The organism is Taylorella equigenitalis ATCC 35865 (genome assembly GCF_000276685.1).
GTDB lineage: Bacteria > Pseudomonadota > Gammaproteobacteria > Burkholderiales > Burkholderiaceae_B > Taylorella > Taylorella equigenitalis.
In genome coordinates, this window is record NC_018108.1 from 333,714 (window position 1) to 350,320 (window position 16,607).

The following is a 16,607-nucleotide window of genomic DNA, read 5'->3' on the forward strand; positions in this document are numbered from 1 at the left end:
CTATATGGGTATCAAAAACGATAAATGGATTCGTGAACACGCTTTAAAGGGCATGATTACGCCTTATGAGGCAGGTCAGGTGCGGTTTTTAGAAGATAGAAAAATCGTAAGTTATGGCACAAGTAGTTATGGCTACGATGTACGTTGTGCACGTGAATTCAAAATATTTACAAACATTAATTCCACAATCGTAGATCCAAAAAAGTTTGATGAAAAATCTTTTATTGATTTTGAGGGGGACGTGTGCATAATCCCACCAAACTCTTTTGCACTTGCACGGACTGTAGAGTATTTTAAGATTCCTCGTGATGTACTCACAATTTGTTTAGGAAAAAGCACCTACGCACGTTGTGGAATTATTGTAAATGTCACACCACTTGAGCCTGAATGGGAGGGTCACGTGACTTTGGAGTTTTCGAATACGACACCATTGCCAGCGAAAATATATGCAAATGAAGGGTGTGCACAGTTTTTATTTTTAGGTGGGGATGATGTTTGCGAGGTATCCTATAAGGACCGCGGAGGCAAATATCAAGGCCAAGAAGGCGTGACACTTCCACGAATCTAAATGTCGACATCTATCTCATATGATGTTGTGATTCTAGGGGCTGGAGCTGCAGGGCTTATGTGTGCTTCGCAGCTTGCTGGCACTTCTATTAAAGTTTGCGTTTTAGATCATGCACGTAAATTAGGCGAAAAGATACGTATAAGTGGTGGCGGTCGATGCAATTTTACGAATCGCTATGTCAGCGAAAAAGACTACTATACGAGAAATCCGCAATTTCCACGTTATGCATTAAATGCCTACAAGCCAAGGGATTTTTTAAACTTAGTTCAAAAGCATAATATCGCCTGGGTACTGAAAAATGGTGTTCAGTACTTTACTCGTGATGGAAGCCATGCAATTATCAATATGCTTCTAGAAGAAAGCTCCTGTCCTAATATTGAAATTCGTCATCCAGTGCGGATTTTCGATGCTCAAAAGGATAGCGATTTATTTAGTATATCCACCGATATAGGGAAGATTAGATGCTCCTATTTAATCGTGTCCATGGGCGGGCTGGCAGCTCCAGCTGTAGGTGCTAGCGATTTTGGATTATCTATAGCAAAAAAATTTGGTCATCATGTTGTAGGCCCAAAACCTGCACTCGTACCTCTTATATTTGATATTGATAATTGGAAGCCATATTCGGAATTAGCTGGAATCAGTATAAAAGCCTCTATAAATCTCGATGGTGCTCAGTTTGAGGACGATATGCTGTTTACGCACAAGGGATTATCAGGTCCTTTGATTCTTAATATTTCTACATATTGGAATGAGGGCGATGAACTTAAGATTAATCTATGCCCTAATGTGGATTTGTCCTCTGTGCTTATAGAAGCTTCTAAATTGGGCAATACCAAACCTATATCCGTGCTTGAGCAGTATTTACCTAAAAGGTTGGCAATGGTGCTTGTGGGGGTATTGCCACCAAATAAAAATTTATCGGAAATTGGTCATAAAACCATAAAGCAGTTCGCAGATTCGATTCATAATTTTCGTGTAAATCCTGCAGGTACGCAGGGATACAAAAAGGCAGAGGCTATGTCAGGCGGGGTTGATACGAAGCAGATAGACCCTAAAACAATGCAAAGCTTTAATGTGGAAGGACTATATTTTATCGGCGAGGTTTTGGATGTGACGGGTCACTTGGGAGGTTTCAACTTTCAGTGGGCATGGTCGAGTGCCTATGTTTGTACACAAGCACTCAAGCGGTTATCGCAACAATCAGCCAAATAAATGCTTCTCTGCGATTCGTGTGCCTTCTACTAGGCTCTCTAACTTCGCCCACGCAATTTGATGATGTAGTCGGCCGCCCAATCCGCAGTCCGTGGATACGATAAGGTTTTCAGGACCAACCAATTCAGCAAAACGTATAACACGCTCTGCCACGAGTTCTGGATGTTCTACTACGTTTGTGCTGTGGCTTACAACTCCAGGCACAATTTTTGCCCCTGGTGGCAATGTATGGTCCTTCCACAATGTCCATTCATGAGCATGTCGGGGTGATGCTGCTTCAAAGCTGTATGCCCCTGCATTAACAGCCAAACACTGATCTACGATATCTTTAAATGCAATATCCGTTGTATGTGGACCATGCCATGATCCCCAGCAGATATGCAAACGTACAAGCTCCCGAGGTATGCCTTCTATTGCACGATTTATAGCATCGATACGAAGCTGCAACCATTTTTGGTAGTCTTCTACTGAAGGCTCTGGATTAATCTGATCCCACGATTCCGCAAGGTCAGGGGCATCTAACTGAACAATAAATCCTGCATCTGTAATCGCTTTATATTCATGAGCCATAGCCCTAGAACAAGCATCTAGCACTTCCTCGTCCGATGAATAAAATTCGTTTTTAATACGTGCACAAGACCCAGGAGAAAGTGCAGCTATGAACCCTTGCTTTACACCGTATTTTTCAAAGGCTTTTTTCATCAGATTTATATCTGTCTGAACTTGCTCTAGACCAATATAAGTAAGTTCTCCAGTTATCTTAGGATTGCCCACTTTTTTGCGTCCTGTAAATATGCCTGAGTCGGGATCTTCGTATGCTTCTTTAAATTTAACTCGATCACGACGATCCTGAAATGATGTCAGCTTGATATCACCTGGGGCGGAGCGAACAATATCCTGATTGGCCCAGCGATCTTCGTCAGTTAAAGTTAGACCACCAAGTCGACTAAACGAATAATTCCACCAAGCACCGTAATCAACAGCCCCACTAGTAATATGCCCATATTCACCTTCATTTATGATATCTAGTCCAATATCTACTTGACGCTTTACAACTTTATCTACGGCTTCTTGCAGGATATCGAAAAATTCATCGTTACTGATATCGTTTGTCGCTCTACGGTCATTAGCAGCCAGAAGTTCAGGGGTTCTAGGCAATGAGCCCACATGGGTTGTTAGAATTTTATGTGTCATATCAGTAATCCTATGTTTTTTCTAAATATACTCTTTATGATTTATTGGAACAATTATATTCAAATAAAGAAAAGTCATAAGATACAATTAATGGTTATATTTTGGAGATTTTATGAGTGCAAAACGTACGCAACTTTATGACCTACATATAGAATCAGGAGCAAAATTAATCGATTTTGGTGGATGGGAGATGCCCGTCTCATACGGATCTCAAATAGAAGAACATAAAGCGGTACGGACAAACGTGGGCATGTTTGATGTTTCTCACATGTTGCGTATCGACTTATCTGGAACACGTATCGTAGATTTTTTGCGTAAGCTTCTTTCAAACGACATTTTAAAAATATCTGAATCCCCTGGAAAAGCCCTATACTCCTGCATGCTGAACGAGGAGGGCGGAATTATTGATGACCTTATTACCTATTATGTTGATGATGGTGACTGGCGTTTAGTAGTAAATGCTGGATGTGCTGATTCGGATCTCGAGTGGATTTCAAAGCAAGCTCGTGCATTTGAGGTTCAAGTTACATCACGTCGCGATTTGGCAATGATTGCCATCCAAGGTCCTCTTTCTCAAGAAACCCTATCCAAGGCACTCCCCGAGGATGTTGATCTCTCAGTTATAAAGCCATTTTCATGTAAGCAAGTTGGTGAATTTTTCTTAGGACGTACAGGTTATACGGGAGAGGATGGATTTGAAATCTCTGCAAAACCTGATTTAATCATTAATTTATGGAAGCGTTTGGTGTCACTTGGTGTACAACCATGCGGACTTGGAGCAAGGGATACATTGCGTCTTGAGGCTGGGATGAATTTATATGGTTCTGATATGGATACAAGTACCCAACCATCAGAGAGTGGCTTGCAGTGGACAGTTTCACTTAAAGATGAAGAACGTGATTTTATTGGTCGATCAGCTTTAGATAACTCTCGCAAAAAATCATTTTTAGGTATTCGCCTTTTAGGACGTGGTGTTATGCGCTCTCATATGAAAGTTCGTACTGCTGATGGCGCTGAAGGTGAAATTACAAGCGGAACCATGTCCCCTTCATTAGGATATTCAATAGGTTTTATTCGCATGCCGTTTGGCACAGAGCCTAATCAAAAAGTTGAAGTAGATATTCGCGGAAAATGGCATGAAGCGGAATTGGTCAAATTGCCATTTGTTAAAAACGGAAAAGCATTAGTTTAAGTTTAAAGGTTTAAGTTTAAAGGAAATTTTATGAACCTACCTACAGATCGTAAATATACAAAAACACACGAATGGGTAAAAAAAGAAGGAGACTTCTTTTTAGTCGGAATCACAGACGATGCTCAGGATCAGCTTGGTGACTTGGTATTCGTAGGTGATGCAAAAGTTGGGGAAACTTTAAAAGCAGGAGATACGGCTGCTGTAGTTGAGTCCGTAAAGGCTGCTTCTGATATTTATGCCCCTTTAGATGGAGAAATCGTTGAATTTAATGAGGCATTGGATTCTGATCCAACTTTAATTAATCAGGATGCTTATGCTAACTGGATATTCAAAATTAAAGCTAGTGATGCCTCTCAATTTGATAGTTTACTTAACTCTGAACATTACGAGGCTTAATAACATATGAGTTTACCAGTTGGGATTTACGGGCCATGGGTTAGTTATTCAAGGCCTCTAATAGTTCTTAAGTCTTTCAAGGATAGACATATTGGTTTGAGTTCAGAGGCTCAAGACGAGATGCTGGCCGAGCTTGGGTACGATTGTCTTGAATCCTTTATAGAAGATGTAGTTCCAAATTCAATTTTTGATCCTGAAAGATTAGGTGGAGCATTATATTCTTACTCTGGGACAAGCGAGGAAGAAGCACTTAATGAAATATCTAAGATAGCATATGAAAATAAGCCAATAGTTAATTATATTGGTCAGGGATACTACGGCACATTCACTCCAAGTGTTATTAAAAGAAATATATTAGAAAACCCAGCTTGGTACACAGCCTACACTCCATATCAACCCGAGATATCACAGGGGCGACTCGAAGCACTTCTGAATTTTCAGACTATGGTGTCGGATTTGACAGCATTACCAATAGCAAATGCATCACTACTAGATGAAGGAACGGCAGCGGCTGAAGCGATGCTTGTAATGTATCGATCAGCCAAGAACAAAAGTAAAACATGCTTTGTTTCAAAATATCTACATCCTCAAACGATAGAGGTCCTCAAAACTAGGGCGGCCCCTCTTGGAATAGATCTCGAAATTGGCGATGAATTTGACGGCTTCGGAAATTGCTTTGGCGTTATTCTTCAATACCCACGAACTAATGGTGCCATCTACGACTATTCCGAAGAGGTGCAAAAAGCACATGGTTTAGGTGCACTAGTTGCTGTTGCTACCGATTTATTGGCACTTACATTGCTTAAACCGCCTGGAGAGTGGGGTGCAGACATTGCATTCGGGAACTCTCAACGATTCGGTGTGCCTATGGCTTTTGGTGGTCCTCATGCCGCATTTTTTGCTGTTAACGAAAAATTAAAGCGTGCCATTCCAGGGCGATTAGTAGGAGTGTCAGTTGATGCTCAGGGTGCTCCTGCCCTTAGGTTGGCAATGCAAACGCGAGAGCAACATATTAGACGTGAGAAAGCCACTTCCAATATTTGTACTGCTCAAGCTCTTTTAGCGATTATGGCAAGTATGTATGCCGTATATCATGGTCCTGATAATTTAAGGAATATAGCTCTTCAGATATTTCAGGCTACTGATGATTTTGCTAAGTATCTAACTAAAATAGGTTATAAAGTACTGACTAAAAGATATTTTGATACCATCTCTATCGATTGCCCTTGGGCTCAGGATTTAGTTGCTGATTTAGCAAAAGAAGGTGCAAATATTCGTCTTGTCGATTCTAAAACCGTATCTGTAAGTTTTGATGAAGTGAATTGGTTAGACGGTTATAGCTTGGGTGAATTGTTTTTTGAATCTGCTAAAAAATACGGCAAGAATTATTTATTTCCTTTAAATGAGAATGCAACACTAAATAGTGGAAATGAGAGTGCGAACCAGGTATTTAATAATAAGTTAGGTCATTTAGTTAGAACCTCTAAATTTCTATCTCACTCTATATTCAATACATATCACTCAGAAACTCAACTTATGCGATATATGCGTAAGTTGTCCGATAAGGATTTGGCTTTGGACCGTACAATGATTCCATTAGGTTCATGCACCATGAAGTTAAATTCAGCTTCATCGATGATTCCGATAACAATGTCTGAATTTGCAAATATGCACCCATTTGCACCAAATGAGCAAGCAACTGGATATGGAACGCTTATAGATCGGCTTACAAACCTAATGAAAATGGTTACGGGATATGATGCGTTTTCATTTCAACCGAATTCTGGTGCTGCAGGTGAGTATGCGGGGTTACTAACTATCCGTGCATATCATGAGGCAAATGGTGAGGGTCATCGCAATATCTGCTTAATTCCAGCTTCTGCACACGGTACAAATCCAGCTTCTGCCGCTATGGCGGGTTATCAAGTTGTTATTATTAATACGACTAAAGACGGCTATGTTGACGTTGATGACCTTAGGGATAAACTAAATGAGATGGGTGCACAGGTAGCTGCATTGATGATTACCTATCCATCTACTCATGGTGTATTTGAAGATAATATTATTCAAATATGTGATTTGGTACATATGGCTGGGGCTCAAGTCTATCTAGATGGGGCAAATATGAATGCAATGGTAGGACTTGCTGCACCAGGATTGTTTGGTTCAGATGTTTCTCACTTTAACTTGCATAAAACCTTTGGTATTCCTCATGGTGGAGGTGGACCGGGAGTAGGTCCAATAGGTGTTAAAAAGCATCTTGCCCCTTATTTGCCAGGCATCTTAAATGAGCGGGGAGTACTTACAGATTCTGATGAGCCAGGTCCTGTATCGTCTGCACCATTTGGATCGGCTGGGATATTGCCAATTCCATATATGTACTTAAACATGCTTGGATCGCAAGGGTGCATACTTTCTTCAATTTGTGCGATTTTAAATGCAAACTATATTGCACATAAATTGGAAGGCTATTATCCAATTTTGTATACGGATAAGAAAGGTTTTGTAGCCCATGAGTGTATTATCGATCTGCGTCCAATCAAGGATTCATGCGGTGTTACGGTGGATGATGTAGCTAAACGTTTGATGGACTATGGTTTCCATGCACCTACCATGAGCTTTCCTGTGCCAGGAACGCTTATGATTGAACCCACTGAATCTGAAGATATAGGGGAAATTGAGCGTTTTATCAATGCCATGATTCAAATTCGCAAAGAGATTACTCAGATAGAATCGGGTGCTGCTGATTCTACAGACAATCTGTTGAAAAATGCCCCTCACACAGCACAAATGATAGCTTCAGACAACTGGACTCATCCATATTCACGACAAGAAGCTGCATTTCCAGAGGGAGTAGATCCTGCAACTAAATATTGGTGTCCTGTAGCTCGTGTGGATAATGCATATGGTGACAGGAATTTGATTTGTACATGTCCTCCAATGGAGGCTTATAAATAATATGCGTCAATACGAAGATTTTATGCACCATGTATTTGAAACTGGTGTGGATAAAACTGATAGAACCGGAACGGGAACTAAGTCTGTATTCGCTTATCAAATGCGTTTTGATTTGCAAGAAGGCTTTCCAATGGTCACTACGAAGAAACTTCATCTAAAAAGCATTATCTATGAACTGTTATGGTTTTTGCGTGGAGATTCAAATGCCAAATGGCTCCAAGAAAGAGGCGTTTCAATTTGGAATGAGTGGGCCGATGAAAATGGTGAACTAGGTCCAATATATGGGGTGCAATGGAGAAGCTGGCCAGCACCCGATGGCACGAAAATCGATCAGATTTCACAAGTTGTCGATCAAATAAAATCCAATCCAGACTCACGCAGGTTGATAGTGAGTGCATGGAATGTAGGGCTTATACCTCAAATGAAACTGCCTCCATGCCATGCTTTTTTTCAATTTTATGTAGCTGAGGGTAAGCTTTCATGCCAGTTATATCAACGAAGTGCTGATATATTTTTAGGTGTACCTTTTAATATTGCAAGTTACTCATTACTCACACATATGATTGCACAACAGTGCAATCTCGATGTGGGTGAATTTATATGGACAGGTGGTGACTGCCATATATACTCAAATCACTTTGAACAAGTGAAGGAGCAACTGTCACGCGATCCATATCCATATCCAAAACTTCATATAAAACGTAAACCAGAAAGTATCTTCGATTATGAATTTGAAGATTTTGAAGTGTTGGACTATCAACATCATCCACATATAAAAGCTCCTGTAGCAGTATAGTTATGCCTAAAATTTGTCTTATCGTTGCATATTCTGAAAACCATGCTATTGGTCTTAACGGTGATATGCCGTGGAGGCTTAAAGGTGACCTTGCCTATTTCAAAAAAACCACAATGGGGTGTCCCATTATCATGGGTCGCAAAACGCGTGACTCGCTCGGTAGGCCATTGCCAGGCAGGATAAATATTGCAATTTCACGGGATGCAGACTATTTTGCAGAGGGGACGGTAGTATTGCCATCCTTAGAACAATCGTTGGAATATGCAAATAATAATTCTGATGCCTCGAAAATTTTTATAATAGGAGGTGGGCAGATTTACAAACAGGCATTGCCCGTAGCGGATAAAGTATACGCAACTGAAATTCATAAGAGTTTCGAAGCGGATACATTTTTTCCACAACTTGATAAATCGCAATGGACCGAAGTTTCAAGAGATCCTCAGCCTGAGGAAAACGGTCTTGCGTACGATTTCGTGGTTTACGAAAAGAAGGAGTTTTAAGTGAATCTTGAGGAGTTAAAGTTAGCTGTTATCGGATTAGGCTATGTTGGTCTGCCACTTGCAGTTGAATTTGGAAAAAAACGTGATGTATTAGGTTTTGATATTAATCAGAAGCGCATCGAACAGCTAATGAAGGGAGAGGATATAACTCTCGAAGTGGATAATTCAGAATTGGCAGAAGCTAAAAATTTAAATTTTTCCTGCAATCCTGAGGATTTAAGAGATTCCAATACTTACATTGTAACCGTCCCAACTCCAATCGATGAGCATAAAAGTCCTGACTTTACTCCATTGGTAAAAGCTAGTGAAACTATTGGTGCTTACCTCAAAAAAGGGGATATCGTAATCTACGAATCTACTGTATACCCTGGAGCTACAGAGGAAGTTTGTATCCCTGTCTTAGAAAAAGTATCTGGCCTTAAATATAACGTGGATTTCTACGCAGGATATAGTCCTGAGCGCATAAATCCAGGTGACAAACAGCATAGAGTTTATAACATTAAAAAAGTCACTTCAGGTTCTACTCCAGAAGTCGCTCAAGTTGTAGATGATTTGTATAAATCCATTATTACAGCAGGCACACACAAAGCTTCATCAATTCGTGTTGCAGAGGCAGCTAAAGTTATAGAAAACACTCAGCGCGACGTTAATATTGCATTGATTAATGAGCTTGCACTTCTTTGTAATAGGCTTGGAATCGATACTGAGGACGTACTTGAAGCGGCTGGCACAAAATGGAACTTTTTGCCATTTAGACCAGGGCTTGTAGGTGGTCATTGTATAGGTGTGGATCCATATTATTTAACTCATAAAGCTCAATCAATTGGCTATCACCCTGAGATTATTTTGGCTGGTCGTCGTCTTAATGATTCGATGGGTAGATATGTTGTTGAGCAGTTAGTTAAGGCGATGACTAAGAAAAACATTAAAGTTGTTGGCAGTCATGTGCTTGTTATGGGTCTTACATTTAAAGAAAACTGCACGGATATTAGAAATACACGTATTGTCGATATAGTTAAAGAATTGGGCGATTACAACATTGTAGTAGACGTGTATGATCCATGGGTAGATCCAGAAGAGGCTATGCAAGAGTATGGCATCAAAACAGTGGATTCAGTTAGTGACGGTCAGTATGACGGCATCATACTTGCTGTAGGTCATAAGGAATTCCGCGAAATGGGCGTCGATAAAATACGTGCTCTCGGAAAGGAAAATCACGTACTTTACGATTTGAAGTATGTGCTTGATAAAGAAGACTCTGATATCAGACTTTAGGCTTTTGTATAGTCAAACATTAGTGGGGTTCCGAGAAGCCCCAACTTAATGAGGACCGAATTTACTTTTGGTGGGCTCAAGGTCTTTCAAATCTATGGCTCGGTCCTTAAGTCGTTCCTCATGATCCTCTAGTACGGCAATCGTAAAATCCAGTAGTTTACAAAGCTCTTCTTCGGAAGTTGCCTCGATAACAATTGTTAATTTCTGCTCCGTATTAGATGGTCGCATAAGCAAAAATCCGCCTTCTATCTCGATACGTAACCCGTCTATTTCAGTAAAAGAGATGGGGTTTAGATTCTTTTGAGCAGAATCTTTTACATGCAAAAGTAGTCCTTTGACTAGCTCCCTTGGATATGGAATTCTAATTTCAGGTACCATTAAATCATGTGGTAGATGTTCAAAAGCCTCTGGTCCAACTTCTTCTATAAATCTTAAAAATCTAAATCCAGAATAGACCGCATCATTTAAAATAAGTCCATCCTTCTTGAAGTAGTAATGACCACTATATTCTCCTCCAAAAAGAGCACCCTCAATTTGTGCAACTTTCTGCATCATATTTGAATGCCCTGTTTTAGATAAATGTGGCAATGCCCCCGCCGCCTCAATCTCTCTTTGTATATGCCGACTTGATTTTATGTCATACACTATATGCACGGGTTTCGCAGGGTCATAATCAGAGTAAGACTTATAAAATTTCATCATCTCTCGAATTAAAAAAATAAACACCCTATCAGACCCTATAATCTGACCTTGATAGTCCACAACTCCCAATCTATCAGCATCTCCGTCAAATGCCAGCCCGATATCGCATCCATGTTCAACTACAAACTTACGCAACTGCATTAAATTATCGGGAACAGAGGGGTCGGGATGATGATTTGGAAACGCACCGTCTGGTATGCAGTTAAGTTCTAAAACCTCATGCCCCATTTTTTCGTATAACTCACGGGCAATGAGACCCGCAACGCCATTGCCACCATCAATAGCAATTTTTAATATGTACTTTTCCTGACAATAATCGGGCTCGCTAAGCAAAGCGTTTATATACTCGCTATTTTCGATTTCTTCGATAGGAGGCTGCTCAAAAATTTCCTCACTATAATGCAGGAATTTGAAGTCAGCATCTGCGAGTCGTTTCATGTTGTAAGCTATAAGCTTTATAGTCTCAGAATCTATGGGTAACGAATCGCAATAAATTTTGAATCCATTAAACCCAACAGGGTTGTGGCTGGCTGTTATATAAATAATAAGCCCGTAATTTTTATGGATATTATGAATAGCTAAAAGCCCAGGATGTTCCAACCCAGCAAACTGTATGTGCTCACTTTTAACCCGGGTTTTAAGTGCGTTATATAGGGCTTTGGCTAGCTCTGGTCCCCCCTCACGTGCATCATGGGCAATTAATACGCTACCTATGTTTTGGGGTGGCAATACCTCCATAAGAGCAAACCCAAGCAAATACGCAAATTGGGGGTTGATTTCGTCAGGATAGTGTCCACGAATATCATATTCCTTGAATACATTTAGTGGGATCGTCGTGATTAACATAGGGTTTTCTTGAAATTAAACTTAATATAAATTATTGTAAAATCAAATTTTTAATTACATTGCACAGATATGTCATTAGTAGAAGATTTAGTTGCATTAGTTGGAAGTGAGCATGTGCTTACGGGAGAGGAAGCTAGTCCTTATCTTACAGATTGGCGTAATCGTTATACAGGTAAATGTTTAGCTGTAGTAAAACCAGCGGACACTCAGGAGTTGGCTGATGTTGTTAAATTATGCCAGCAAGCTGATGCTCCCATGGTACCACAAGGCGGTAATACTGGTTTGTGCGGCGGAGCGACTCCTTCTAATAAAGGTGATGCAGTAGTAATTCTTCTATCTCGCATGAATAAAGTGCTTGATATCGATACAGCTAACGATACGATGACGGTTCAAGCTGGCTGTATATTACAAGATGTGCAAGCTGCTGCAGATAAAGCAGGTCGTTTGTTCCCACTAAGTCTTGGAGCTGAGGGTAGTTGCACGATTGGCGGTAATTTAGCGACTAATGCTGGGGGCACTCAGGTTCTTCGTTACGGTAATGCACGGGATCTTTGCCTTGGCCTTGAGGTTGTTACGGCTGAGGGTGATATTGTTAATACGCTAAAGTCTTTGCGCAAAGATAATACTGGCTATGATTTACGTAATTTATTTATTGGCAGTGAGGGCACTTTAGGTATTATTACAGCTGCTACATTAAAACTATTTCCAAAGCCAGCGGCTGTTACTACGGCATTCTTAGCACTTGAGGGTTTTGAGCAAGCCATTCAGGTTTTAAACAGATCTAAAAGGCAGTTTGATGCAGCATTAACAGGATTTGAATTGATTTCGGATTACTGTTTATCTATTGTTCAAAAGCACTTATCTCATATCAGGATACCTTTTGCTGTGGATACAGCTCCATGGTATGTTTTGATGGAGATTTCTGATTCTGAGAGTGAGGAGCACGCACGTGAGATGTTTGAGCGTGTGATAGGTGATGCATTTGAAAATAATGAGATTATAGATGCGGTGATTGCCGAGTCTATCCAACAAAGCAATGAGCTATGGCATCTTCGTGAAGCAGTACCATTGGCTGAAGCAGAAGTGGGTAAGGCTATTAAAAACGATATCTCAGTTCCCGTTTCTAAAATGGATGAGTTTGTAAAAATTACTAATGCTAAGCTTCAGGAATTTATGCCTGGTATTCAGATGAGTGTTTTCGGACATTTAGGGGACGGTAATCTTCATTACAATGTTTGCCCACCAGAAGATGAAAGAAAGGCGGATTTTCTTACTCATCAAGATGAAATTTTTAAAATTGTTTTTGATTCAGTGCATGATTTTGATGGATCGATTTCTGCGGAACATGGTATAGGTCAACTAAAAAGGGATATATTGCCAGAATATAAAGACGAGAATGCGATGTGGATTATGCGTAAAATTAAGCGTGCTTTGGATCCGTATTCACTTCTCAATCCAGGCAAAGTTATAAGCAGTGTTGAAATTAATTCATAAAGCCCTTACTGGATTTTTACTTACTACAAGTGTATACGCACTAGATACAAGCTCGGTGGATATTAGCTTATCCACCAACTCTATATCTAATACTCAGAACAAAAAAAACCTCGAAGAGCTTCTAAAAGAGCATACGGAACAAGTTAGAAAACTAGTACAAAAAAAATCTAACATCGTCGATCCCGATGAAGTCTACCAAGTTATGCTTATAGAGATGGCTTTGATAGACGAAGACTATGATGAGTATGTAAGGCTAGTGTCGCGATTTTCTAAGCAGCACAGGCTTTATCCAGAGTATATAAAAATCGCCCTTATGTCCTTGCCTATGACTAGTAGGACAGAAGAGATATTAGAGCCAGCTAAAAAATTATATAAGCTTGAGCCTGACTCAAAACCCCTACAGGCTCTGATGGGCCTTTTGTTTTCCATATCTGGTAGATATGATGATTTAGAAGAGATTCTAAGCAAAAACATAATTTTCAAAAAAAATATGTCTGATGAGGAAATTGATCAGATTTTAGAAAGCCTTAGTGGAATTTTAAAAATTATGCCCGAGCAAACTAAGGCTTTAGAAATCTATCAAAAATATACTCAAGACTTAATACATAAAACTCCTATGTATTGGAGATATTTAGCAGAGTTTTCATTAACGGCTAAAAACTACGCAAAGGCATGGGATGCAGCCCTTAAGCACTTCGATACAGCACAAGATAGAAGCGAAGCTATAGAAATTATTTATGCTTTTCTAGCATTGCCAGAGTATAGGCAGAGAGCATATGAAAAAATTCGTTTCTATAATTTAATGAGTGAAAATCCTCTGTATGAAAATACAGAGCTGGCCATGTTACTGCATTCAGATGAGAAATCTCGTCCGCTTGCCCACGATTTTGCCAAATGGCTTAGAAAAACATATCCCGATGTTCCACAATATATTCTTGTAGATGCATTGATGTCATACATTGAATACGATGACACCAGTGCTTTGAGGTATGTTGATGAGTACATGGGCATTGCCACACAAAAGCTTAAGGACGATCCAGATAACGATTCGCTATTGTCTAGTATGGATAGGGCGATTTTAATTAAGTTAGATATTCTGATTAGGGAGCCTAATAATAAGGATTTCAAGGAGATTCTGCGTTTGTTGGCGGAATTGCCTGAAGATAAATATGAGTTCAAATACTATATCGCTAAATCAGAGGCATTAATGCACACTTGGAGGGTGCCTGAGGGGTTGGCTTTGCTTCAGGACACGATTATAAGATTTCCAGAATATGCACAACCAGCAATTTCTTATGGGACTAGAACTTTAATTGATGTTGGACGCACGCAAATGGCCTTGGATTTAGTTAAGCCATATTATGAAGCGAATCCGAAGTCTGGTGTCTACAGTGAGCTGACGGCATGGGCTTATCAAGCGAGCGGTAATACGAAAAAGGCTGAGGAGGTTTACAGGCTATGTCTTAAGCATAATCCTGATAATGTTCCATGCCTAAACGGTTTGGGATATATGTTTGCGGACTTAAACTACAACTTGGATGAGTCTTTGGATCTTTTAAGAACCGCTTCATCTCTTGAACCCAACAGTCCGTATATTAAAGATAGTTTGGGCTGGATTTACTATAAACTTGGTATGGCCGATATGGCTTTGATGTATATTTCTGATTCATATTCTGATGTACCCATGGCTGAAACAGCTGCACATTTAGTTGAAATTTATTATGTGATGGGTGATATAAATAAAGCTAAACAAGTCGCTAAAGAAGGGCTTAAACTCTACCAATATAACGACTATTTGCCTAACACCCTTAGAAAATTAAAATTGGATTTAAATCAGGGCTCACATGAAAATCATTAATAAATTTTTATTTGTTGCATTTGTCGCATTTGTCGCAACTTTGGCTTCTTGTGCAAGCGTTGAGGGTCCTCAAAACGCTATCGTTGCGGACGGGCAGAAAGGGGCGAAGGAGCAAAGCGTATCGAGTCCTCAAGAAGCCTCAGAAATCACAAGGCATGGCAAATTTGTTTTGAACACCTTTGATAAAGCCGAAGATAGATACAAAAATTCACTAAGCGGAAATTTTGATTGGATCGACTCAAATGGGCTTCTGCTCTTAACCTTAACGGCAACTACAGGGCAAACTATTGCCACCATAAAGGTTAACTCTGTTGAAGCGGTCCTTACAGATGCTAAGGGTCAGGTTTTAGAGGCTTCGACTGCGGAGGAGCTTATGGTCCGTGCCGTCGGACAAAAAATGCCAGTTAGCGATATTAGAAATTGGATTCGCGGAAAAATATCCTCAAATGCAAGTAATGTAAAACGGGATTCAAACTCTAGAATAGTTGAATTTATGCAATCTGATTGGAACGTTCAGCTTTTGTCTTATGATGCAGTTGGTCCAAAGCGAGTGAACTTACATCAAGATAAAGATGGCATTGTGACCACGATTCGCATATCGGCTCGTTAGTCGGTGGTTTGTTTTGAAAAGTCTTCTAGTTCCTGCTCCTGCAAAATTGAATCTTTTTTTGCACCTTGCGGGTCGTAGGTCTGATGGCTACCATAATCTTGAATCTGTTTTTGTACTGATTGATTATTGTGATTACTTGCAATTTGAAACTACAGACGACCACCAAATCAAAGTACTACCGCAGATAGAGGGAGTACCTACAGAAGATAATCTAATTTTTAAAGCAGCTTCAACACTTCAAAAATTGGCGAATGAAAGAAGTATTGCCACCCCTGGAGTACGGATTAATCTTACAAAAAATATTCCTATGGGCGGAGGACTCGGAGGCGGTTCGAGCGACTGTGCAAGTACATTAATGGCGCTGAATTATCTGTGGGATTTAAATCTGTCAGAAGAACAGTTGCGGATTATTGGTCTGAAACTTGGGGCGGACGTACCATTTTTTATCGGTGGCAATACCTCCTTTATCCAAGGTATAGGCGAAGAGCTTCACGATTTTGATGTAGACGGCTTATGGTTTTTGGTTATAGAACCAGATTTCAGTATACCGACTGTTGAAATTTTTACGCATCCAGACTTAAATCGAAATTACCGTAGCCTAAGTAGTAAAGAATTAGAAGATGCGAAAGTGGCTTTAAGTAAGGCATATTTTTGGGGGAGTAATTATTTAGAATCTGCAGCATTTAAAATTTACCCTCAACTTCAAAATATTGTAGATTCTGCTTATCCTATAAAGCTTAGAATGAGTGGCTCAGGATCCTGTTTGTTCGCAATGTTTCTGTCAGAAGCCGAAGCAATAAAATCCCTATCGGATTTAAATGCCCTAATCCATAAGTTGTCTCTCCCAATTCGTAAACTATCGGTTTATAAGCAACTAAGTAAGCACCCAATTAAAGATGTGTTGTAAATTAGCAATTTATTTGTGAGAAGTTTTATTAGTGTTAGCGAATTTAATTGGCAAATGTTGGGGATTGTCTTAAAATCATTTTCTTAGTGCTTTTTTAGT

General features: G+C 39.9%; 14 protein-coding genes. 12 read left to right on the top strand and 2 right to left on the bottom strand.

The features are described 5' to 3' along the window. Nucleotides 1–4: 4 nt before the first annotated feature. Nucleotides 5–568 carry a dCTP deaminase gene (dcd, locus tag KUI_RS01640; protein ID WP_013522100.1) on the top strand — a complete coding sequence of 188 codons (564 nt, stop codon included), beginning with the start codon at nucleotides 5–7 and terminating at the stop codon, nucleotides 566–568. Beyond that, a complete protein-coding gene (locus KUI_RS01645; protein ID WP_014840150.1) occupies nucleotides 569–1,780 on the top strand; it encodes a BaiN/RdsA family NAD(P)/FAD-dependent oxidoreductase in 1,212 nt (403 codons plus the stop codon). Here the strand turns inward: KUI_RS01645 and KUI_RS01650 are convergent. Further along, nucleotides 1,769–2,974 carry a cobalamin-independent methionine synthase II family protein gene (locus KUI_RS01650; protein ID WP_014840151.1) on the bottom strand — a complete coding sequence of 402 codons (1,206 nt, stop codon included), beginning with the start codon at nucleotides 2,972–2,974 and terminating at the stop codon, nucleotides 1,769–1,771. The genes KUI_RS01645 and KUI_RS01650 overlap by 12 nt on opposite strands. 112 nt (nucleotides 2,975–3,086) lie before the next feature. On the opposite strand from KUI_RS01650, the gene gcvT reads away from it, so the two are divergent. Genes gcvT through tviB form a run of 6 tightly spaced genes read left to right on the top strand, consistent with a single transcriptional unit; the run spans nucleotide 3,087 to nucleotide 10,091 of the window. Continuing rightward, entirely contained in the window at nucleotides 3,087–4,166 is a 1,080-nt protein-coding gene (gene gcvT, locus KUI_RS01655; protein ID WP_014840152.1) for a glycine cleavage system aminomethyltransferase GcvT, read from the top strand. A 30-nt stretch (nucleotides 4,167–4,196) separates the two neighbouring features. After that, nucleotides 4,197–4,562: a glycine cleavage system protein GcvH gene (gene gcvH, locus KUI_RS01660; RefSeq protein ID WP_013522104.1), complete on the top strand. Its 366-nt coding sequence runs from the start codon at nucleotides 4,197–4,199 to the stop codon at nucleotides 4,560–4,562. A 6-nt stretch (nucleotides 4,563–4,568) separates the two neighbouring features. Continuing rightward, on the top strand, nucleotides 4,569–7,520 hold the full coding sequence (gene gcvP, locus KUI_RS01665; RefSeq protein WP_014840153.1) for an aminomethyl-transferring glycine dehydrogenase: 2,952 nt from the start codon (nucleotides 4,569–4,571) through the stop codon (nucleotides 7,518–7,520). Nucleotide 7,521: 1 nt separating this feature from the next. Further along, a complete protein-coding gene (locus KUI_RS01670) occupies nucleotides 7,522–8,316 on the top strand; it encodes a thymidylate synthase (RefSeq protein WP_014840154.1) in 795 nt (264 codons plus the stop codon). A gap of 2 nt (nucleotides 8,317–8,318) precedes the next feature. Beyond that, the gene (locus tag KUI_RS01675; RefSeq protein WP_014840155.1) at nucleotides 8,319–8,816 is read left to right on the top strand and encodes a dihydrofolate reductase; all 498 of its coding nucleotides are present in this window, start codon (nucleotides 8,319–8,321) and stop codon (nucleotides 8,814–8,816) included. Further along, on the top strand, nucleotides 8,817–10,091 hold the full coding sequence (gene tviB / locus KUI_RS01680; protein WP_014840156.1) for a Vi polysaccharide biosynthesis UDP-N-acetylglucosamine C-6 dehydrogenase TviB: 1,275 nt from the start codon (nucleotides 8,817–8,819) through the stop codon (nucleotides 10,089–10,091). It begins immediately after the preceding gene. Nucleotides 10,092–10,136: 45 nt separating this feature from the next. On the opposite strand, the gene KUI_RS01685 is transcribed toward tviB, so the two are convergent. Then, a complete protein-coding gene (locus KUI_RS01685) occupies nucleotides 10,137–11,639 on the bottom strand; it encodes a phosphohexomutase domain-containing protein (protein ID WP_014840157.1) in 1,503 nt (500 codons plus the stop codon). A gap of 69 nt (nucleotides 11,640–11,708) precedes the next feature. On the opposite strand from KUI_RS01685, the gene KUI_RS01690 reads away from it, so the two are divergent. From KUI_RS01690 to ispE, 4 genes are read left to right on the top strand one after another with little or no spacing between them, the layout of a single operon-like run. Continuing rightward, nucleotides 11,709–13,133, top strand: coding sequence for an FAD-binding oxidoreductase (locus KUI_RS01690; protein WP_013522110.1), 1,425 nt, complete (start codon nucleotides 11,709–11,711; stop codon nucleotides 13,131–13,133). Continuing rightward, complete coding sequence (locus tag KUI_RS01695) at nucleotides 13,114–14,991, top strand: tetratricopeptide repeat protein (RefSeq protein WP_014840158.1); 1,878 nt, start codon at nucleotides 13,114–13,116, stop codon at nucleotides 14,989–14,991. Before KUI_RS01690 ends, KUI_RS01695 begins: the two co-directional genes overlap by 20 nt. After that, nucleotides 14,978–15,601 carry an outer membrane lipoprotein LolB gene (locus KUI_RS01700; RefSeq protein WP_013522112.1) on the top strand — a complete coding sequence of 208 codons (624 nt, stop codon included), beginning with the start codon at nucleotides 14,978–14,980 and terminating at the stop codon, nucleotides 15,599–15,601. The genes KUI_RS01695 and KUI_RS01700 overlap by 14 nt, the downstream gene beginning before the upstream one ends. Nucleotides 15,602–15,614: 13 nt before the next feature. Continuing rightward, nucleotides 15,615–16,508, top strand: a complete 894-nt coding sequence (gene ispE, locus KUI_RS01705) for a 4-(cytidine 5'-diphospho)-2-C-methyl-D-erythritol kinase (protein ID WP_013522113.1) — start codon at nucleotides 15,615–15,617, stop codon at nucleotides 16,506–16,508. Nucleotides 16,509–16,607: the final 99 nt, after the last annotated feature.

Excerpts from the sequence above, each read along its gene's own strand:
- KUI_RS01700 (WP_013522112.1), top strand. The coding sequence starts at position 14,978 with ATGAAAATCATTAATAAATTTTTATTTGTTGCATTTGTCGCATTTGTC.
- dcd (WP_013522100.1), top strand. The coding sequence starts at position 5 with ATGGGTATCAAAAACGATAAATGGATTCGTGAACACGCTTTAAAGGGC.
- gcvT (WP_014840152.1), top strand. The coding sequence starts at position 3,087 with ATGAGTGCAAAACGTACGCAACTTTATGACCTACATATAGAATCAGGA.
- KUI_RS01675 (WP_014840155.1), top strand. The coding sequence starts at position 8,319 with ATGCCTAAAATTTGTCTTATCGTTGCATATTCTGAAAACCATGCTATT.
- KUI_RS01650 (WP_014840151.1), bottom strand. The coding sequence starts at position 2,974 with ATGACACATAAAATTCTAACAACCCATGTGGGCTCATTGCCTAGAACC.
- KUI_RS01690 (WP_013522110.1), top strand. The coding sequence starts at position 11,709 with ATGTCATTAGTAGAAGATTTAGTTGCATTAGTTGGAAGTGAGCATGTG.
- gcvH (WP_013522104.1), top strand. The coding sequence starts at position 4,197 with ATGAACCTACCTACAGATCGTAAATATACAAAAACACACGAATGGGTA.
- KUI_RS01670 (WP_014840154.1), top strand. The coding sequence starts at position 7,522 with ATGCGTCAATACGAAGATTTTATGCACCATGTATTTGAAACTGGTGTG.
- KUI_RS01645 (WP_014840150.1), top strand. The coding sequence starts at position 569 with ATGTCGACATCTATCTCATATGATGTTGTGATTCTAGGGGCTGGAGCT.
- gcvP (WP_014840153.1), top strand. The coding sequence starts at position 4,569 with ATGAGTTTACCAGTTGGGATTTACGGGCCATGGGTTAGTTATTCAAGG.
- KUI_RS01685 (WP_014840157.1), bottom strand. The coding sequence starts at position 11,639 with ATGTTAATCACGACGATCCCACTAAATGTATTCAAGGAATATGATATT.